The organism is Actinophytocola sp. (assembly GCF_050699915.1).
In the GTDB taxonomy this organism is placed as follows: Bacteria; Actinomycetota; Actinomycetes; order Mycobacteriales; family Pseudonocardiaceae; genus Actinophytocola.
This window is the reverse complement of record NZ_JBOHGA010000307.1, coordinates 1-5,793: the sequence shown is the minus strand read 5'-3', so window position 1 is coordinate 5,793 and position 5,793 is coordinate 1. Positions and strand designations below refer to the sequence as shown.

At 74.1% G+C, this 5,793-nt stretch carries 6 protein-coding genes and 1 pseudogene; 4 read left to right on the top strand and 3 right to left on the bottom strand.

The window, feature by feature from the left end; translation table 11 throughout:
- On the top strand, positions 1-911 hold a 911-nt coding region (locus ACRDSK_RS31045; protein ID WP_431444953.1), incomplete at its 5' end, for a TNT domain-containing protein.
- Positions 908-1,201 (top strand): hypothetical protein, encoded by a 294-nt coding sequence (locus ACRDSK_RS31040; RefSeq protein WP_431444952.1) that lies wholly within the window; start codon positions 908-910, stop codon positions 1,199-1,201. The genes ACRDSK_RS31045 and ACRDSK_RS31040, both read left to right, overlap by 4 nt.
- On the opposite strand, the gene hisN is transcribed toward ACRDSK_RS31040, so the two are convergent.
- Entirely contained in the window at positions 1,198-1,974 is a 777-nt protein-coding gene (gene hisN / locus ACRDSK_RS31035; RefSeq protein ID WP_431444951.1) for a histidinol-phosphatase, read from the bottom strand. The genes ACRDSK_RS31040 and hisN overlap by 4 nt on opposite strands.
- A gap of 32 nt (positions 1,975-2,006) precedes the next feature.
- Between hisN and ACRDSK_RS31030 the strand changes: the two genes are divergently transcribed.
- Positions 2,007-2,666, top strand: coding sequence for a response regulator transcription factor (locus ACRDSK_RS31030; protein ID WP_431444950.1), 660 nt, complete (start codon positions 2,007-2,009; stop codon positions 2,664-2,666).
- Positions 2,667-2,668: 2 nt separating this feature from the next.
- Positions 2,669-3,961 carry an ATP-binding protein gene (locus tag ACRDSK_RS31025; protein WP_431444949.1) on the top strand — a complete coding sequence of 431 codons (1,293 nt, stop codon included), beginning with the start codon at positions 2,669-2,671 and terminating at the stop codon, positions 3,959-3,961.
- A 7-nt stretch (positions 3,962-3,968) separates the two neighbouring features.
- Here the strand turns inward: ACRDSK_RS31025 and ACRDSK_RS31020 are convergent, their stop codons facing one another.
- On the bottom strand, positions 3,969-4,517 hold the full coding sequence (locus ACRDSK_RS31020; RefSeq protein WP_431444948.1) for a GtrA family protein: 549 nt from the start codon (positions 4,515-4,517) through the stop codon (positions 3,969-3,971).
- 104 nt (positions 4,518-4,621) lie between these two features.
- Positions 4,622-5,793, bottom strand: a pseudogene (locus ACRDSK_RS31015) (hypothetical protein); the annotation flags it as partial.

Sequence of the window (5,793 nt, the reverse complement as noted above, 5' to 3'; positions counted from 1 at the left end):
GTGCCGCACCCGGCGCGCCCGGCGCCATCGGACCCGCACCAGGCGGGCCGGGAGCCGGCGCCCGCCCGGCCGACGCCCTGCTTCCCGAACCCCGCAGGGGCGGCTACGGCGGCGCCGTTCCGCCGATGCCTCCAGCCCCACCGGCCGCGATGGCCGCGCCCGCCAAGGAGCGGGACGAGACGCTCGCCCTGTTCTGGGTGCACATGTTTCCCATCGGGCACATTCCCGTCGCCGCGGTTCGGCCCGCCCGGCAGCTGCCCGCGCCACCCGTGGAGCTCGACTACGCCGCCGGCCTGCGGTTCGAGCCCGGCGACCACCCGCGGGCCGACCTCGTCGACAGCGCCGAGCGACGAGCGGCGCTGCGTGAGGGCGTGACCCCGCTGGAGCCGTCCGAGCCGTCGCCCGCCGACGCACCGCAGGTCACCGAGCTCGCCGAGGGGCACGACCCGCTCGGCGGCGAGCACGAGCGCGACTGGGACCGGCGCTACCTCGTCCGCTTCGGCAGCGTGACCGCGCACGGGATCAGCCGCGAGGGCGTCGAGTTCGCGTGGCCGCCGGGGGAGCAGTACCCCGAGGGCGGCAGCGCGGAGGGCGAGGCCGAGGTGCTCGACGAGGGCACCGAGCTCGACCGGTTCGGTCGCGTCGGGGGTCGGGTGTTCGCCGCGGCCGGCACGCCGTTCGCGCAGCGGTCGCTGCCGCCGGCACACCTCGAGGACGGCTACCGGCGCTATCGGGTGCTGCGCCCGCTCCCGGTGTGGCGGGCGGTGTCGGCGGCGTGGTTCGCCCAGCCCGGCGGCGGCGTCCGCTTCCGGACCACGCACTCGGCACTGGAGCTGGTCGCCCTCGGCTACCTGGCCGACGTCACCCACGAAGTCAAACCCGAAGTCACTCCCGAGGAGGCAGCGGAATGAACGCCGAGTCGATCAACGAGTGGCTGACCGCGGTGGGCGTCCCGTCGGGGATCGTGTCCATCGGCGCCGAGGCCGAGAACGCGTGGTGCCTGGTCCGCGACGAACAGCCGGACGAGGAGGGCGGCTACGGCTGGGAGGTCTTCTGGCGCGAGCAGGGCAACCGCTACGACTGGGCCCGCTTCACCAACGAGCAGGTGGCCTGCCACTACCTCTTCGGCCGCCTCACCTGGGCCCAGGTCGTCCGCGGCGCGGTCGGCCTGCTGCCGACCCCGAGCAACGCGCCGGCCTAGCCCTTCAGGATCTCCAGCGCGGCCTCGTGCACGTGGCCGTTCGACGCCAGGGCCGAGCCGTGCTCGAAGCCCGGTCGGCCGGACAGGTCCGTGAACGTCCCGCCCGCCTCGGTCACCAGTATCTGCACCGCCGCCAGGTCCCAGACATACGCGGCCGGCTCGACCGCCAGGTCCAGCACGCCCTCCGCCACCAGGCAGTGGTGCCAGAAGTCCCCGAACGCCCGGCTCTCCCAGCACGCCGACACCAGCGCCAGGTACTGCTCCCGCGCCACGCCCCAGGTGTTCAGGTCCGTCGTGGACAGGTACGCGTCCGACAGCGACCGCACGCCCGACACTCGCAGCCGGCGCCCATCAGCGCCGCCGACCGAGCAGAACGCTCCCTCGCCCGCCGACGCCCACCAGCGCCGGCCCAGCGCCGGCGCCGAGACCACGCCGACGACCGGCGAACCCGCCGAGACCAGTGCGATCAGCGTCGCCCACGCCGGTCCGCCGCGCAGGAAGTTCTTCGTCCCGTCGATCGGGTCGACGATCCACGTCCGGCCCGCGCCCAGCGAACCGCCCCGCTCCTCGCCGAGGACGGCATCGGCCGGGCGCGCCGAAGCGAGGATGGCGCGGATCGCGTCCTCGACGGCGGTGTCCGCGTCGGTCACCGGCGTGCGGTCCGGCTTGCGGTCCACCACGAGGTCGGCCGCGAGGAACCGCGCCGTGGTGATCTCGTCGGCGGCGTCGGCCAGTCGCAACGCGACGGAAAGATCATCAGCGTGGGTGGGCATGGCGGCATGCTGTCACGCCTAGTCTTGTGGTCGTGAGTGTGGTGCTGCTGGCCGAGGACGACGCGGCGATCGCCGACCCGCTGTCGAGGGCCCTGAACCGGGAGGGCTACGAGGTGCGCGTCGTGGTCGACGGGCACAGCGCGTTCGAGTCGGCCAACGGCGGCGGGGTCGACCTGCTCGTGCTGGACCTCGGGCTGCCGGGGACCGACGGCCTGGACGTCTGCCGGCGGCTGCGGGCCGCCGGGCGCGGCATCCCGGTCCTCATGCTGACCGCGCGCGCCGACGAGGTCGACTTCGTCGTCGGGCTGGACGCGGGCGCGGACGACTACGTCGCCAAGCCGTTCCGGCTCGCCGAGCTGCTCGCCCGGATCCGGGCGCTGCTGCGCCGCCAGGCCCCGGGCACCATCGACGTCAACGGCGTGAAGATGGACCTCGCCGCCCGCCAGGTGATCGTCGACGGCGACGAGGTGACGCTCGCGAACAAGGAGTTCGAGCTGCTGCGCGTGCTGATCCAGCGCGCCGGCCAGGTTGTCACCCGCGAGGAGATCCTCGACGAGGTGTGGGGCGGCCCGGAGCTGCGCACCAGCAAGACCCTGGACATGCACATGTCGTGGCTGCGCCGCAAGCTCGGCCACCGTGCCAGCCGGATCGCGACCGTGCGCGGCGTCGGCTTCCGGTTCAACTCCGAGTAGCCGTGCGCCGCCGAGTCCTGCTGGCGATCCTGCTGGCCGTCACCGTCACCGCGTGCCTGCTGGGCATCCCACTCGGCTACACCGCGACCGCCATCGTCGAGAGCCTCACCCGGGAGGACCTCGCCGGCCGCGTCCGCCAGATCGCGGCCATTCTCGACGACGAGGCCGCGGCCGGCCGCGAGCTCGACCTGTCCAGCGTGCGGCTCGCCGTGCCGACCGGCGGCCACCTGCTCGTCACGCTGCCCGACTCCGGCCGCGAGCTCACCTACGGTCCGAACCTGGGCACGGACACGGTCAGCGAGGCGGTGCCGATCGTCCGCCACGGCACCGTGCGGCTCTCGATCGACGCCGGCCCGATGCGCACCACCCAGACGCAGGTGGCGCTGCTCGTCGCGCTCGTGGTGGTCGCGACGATCGGCATCGGGTTCCTCGTCGCGAGCGTCACCGCGCGCCGGCTGGCCCGCCCGCTGCGCCACGTCGCGGACCGGGCGTCCCGGCTCGGCGCCGGAGACTTCCGGCTCGACCGCACCCGGTACGACGTGCTGGAGCTGGACTCGGTGGCCGAGGCGCTGGACGAGTCGGCCACCGCGCTGGCGCAGCTCGTGCAGCGGGAGCGGGAGCTGGTCGGAGACGTCTCGCACCAGCTGCGCAGCCGGCTGACGTCGCTGCAGCTGCGGATCGAGGAGCTCACCTCGGTGCCCGACGAGGACGTCGCCCGCGAGGCCGGGGCCGCGCTCGAGCAGGCCGAGCGGCTCGCCGACGTGCTCGACGAGCTGATGGCGGCGGCCCGCGAGGCACGTGCGGTCGGTGCCGAGCCGGTCGAGCTGGGCAGCGAGCTGCTCGGCATCGCGGACGAGTGGCGCGCCCCGCTGCGGGCGGAGGGCCGCTCGCTCAAGCTGAAGCTGCAGGAGGGCCTGTGGGCGCGGGTGTCGCCGGCCCGGCTGCGCGAGGTCGTCGGCGTGCTGCTGGACAACGCCCTGCGGCACGGCGCCGGCGCGGTCACGCTCGCCGCGCGCGGGGACGGCGCCGCGAGCGGGCCGTCGGTGGTCATCGAGGTGTCGGACCTGGGCAGCGGCGTGCCCGACGAGCTGGCCGAGCACATCTTCGAGCGCGGGGTGTCCGGTGCCGGCTCGACCGGCCTGGGGTTGGCGCTGGCGCGCGCACTGATCGACTCCGACGGCGGCCGGCTGGAGCTGTCGACCAAGCGCCCGGCGACGTTCACGGTGTTCCTGCCGGTGCCGCGGGCGGGCGATGTGAAGGGCGTGCGCTGGCCCGCGGAGAAGTCCCCGCGCTAGCGCAATCTCAGGAGTGGCCGAGCTCCTCGGCGGGGTCGTCGACCGGGGCCGCGCTGCCGCGGCGGCGGCCGCCCAGCTCGTCCGGGAACACCCAGCGCCGGAACGCCCAGAACCGGAAGAACATCGCCAGCAGCATGCCGAGGATCGACCCGCTCGCGAAGTCGGCGACCTCCTGGACGAGCCGCGACACGTGCGGCTCCTCCAGCATCAGCCAGTACCGCGAGATGTACAGCGGGGCCGAGTTCAGCGCGACGCCGATGCCGCTGATCAAGAAGAACAGCGCGGCCTCGTGGTGGCGCTCGCGGCCGCCGCGGGTGCGGAAGGACCACTCGCGGTTCAGCACGTACGACACGATCGTCGCGATGATGATCGCGATGATCTTCGCGGTGACCGGCTTGTCCTCCAGGATGGACAGTTTCAGCAGGTACCAGATGCCGTTGTCGATGACGAACGTCGTGCCGCCGACGACCGCGAACTTGAGCAGTTCGCGATGCTTGATGAGCAGGCCACGCACGGGTTCCGGCACCCGGGCGAGGACGGAGTCGACGACGGTCACGCCGGCAGTCTATGGGGAGGTGACCCACAGCGACCGGCAGCATCAGTCCCGCGGACGGGCCCTGCCCGGCTTCGTCCGGTTCGCCCGGTTGCTGCGTACGGCCCCTACCGGCCGCCGCCGAGCAGCCAACCGAGTAGCCCGCCGAGCCCGCCGTCACCGGCCGGCGGCGCCTCCGTCGGCGTCGGCTCGGACCGCTCCGGCGACACCGGCGGCAGCGGCGGAACCGTGGCCCGCGGCCGGTTCGGCTCGGTCGACGAGGGCGGCCCGGTCGGGGTGTCGGACGGGTCGGGTGTGGTCGAGCCGGGCGGCTCTGGCTCAGTCGACGTGCCGGACGGCGACTCCGACGGCGGCCCGGCCGGCTCCGACGGCGACGCCGACGGCGGCTCGGTGGTCGCCTCCGTGGACGAGTGGCCAGACACCGACGGCGGCCCGGACGGCGCCAGGATGCCCGGCGGGTGCGGCCAGATCCAGTGGTGCAGCTGCACGATCTCGCTGTCGCTCGCGGAGCCGAGCGTCGCACCCACGTGCACCTGCTTCGGCTTGCCCGTCCGTCCCGACCTGTCCGACCGGACCGGCCACGGGTCGGGGTCGAGCTCGAACACGGTCGTCAGCGTCTCGCCCGGATCGAGCGCGGTGGTGCTGGTGCATCTGGTGCCACCGTTGACCGCGCAGGTCATCACGTGGTCGGAGTAGATCAGCTGTGCCGGCTGGTCGACGGTCAGCGTGACCGGCTTGGAGCTGGTGCCGGTGTTCTCCACCCGAGCCTCGAGGGTCGGGTGCAGCCAGATGCCGGGCAGCAGGCCCAGCCATTCGGAGTCGGCGGTCAGCACGATCGCGTCGACCGTGGCCGGCGGCCGGACGTCGACCCGCACCGAGACCCGGATGTTGATCGTGGTGCCGGCCATCACGGTGCCGGTGATCCGGCCGCCCTGGCTGCCTTCCGCGGCCACGACGCGGAACAGCAGCGTCACGGACTCGCCGGGCCGCAGGCCGCGGTCGTTCGTACAGACGACGGTGGTCGTGCCGCCGGGGCAGTCGACCGTGTCGCCCTGGGCCCCGTTCAGGCGTACGAGCGGCTCGTGGCCGTACCGGTCGGCGGCCGGGACCGCGGCCACGCCCGGCGGCAGGTTCAGCGTGGCGACCACCGGCTCGGACACCGTCCCGCCGGAGTTCCGCACGGTGATCGGCAGGTTGGCGGGCTCGCCGCCGGCGACGAGGCTGACCGGCACGGCCGGCGGGGTCGCGGAGAGGCTCGGCGGTGCGGGCGGCGCCGGCT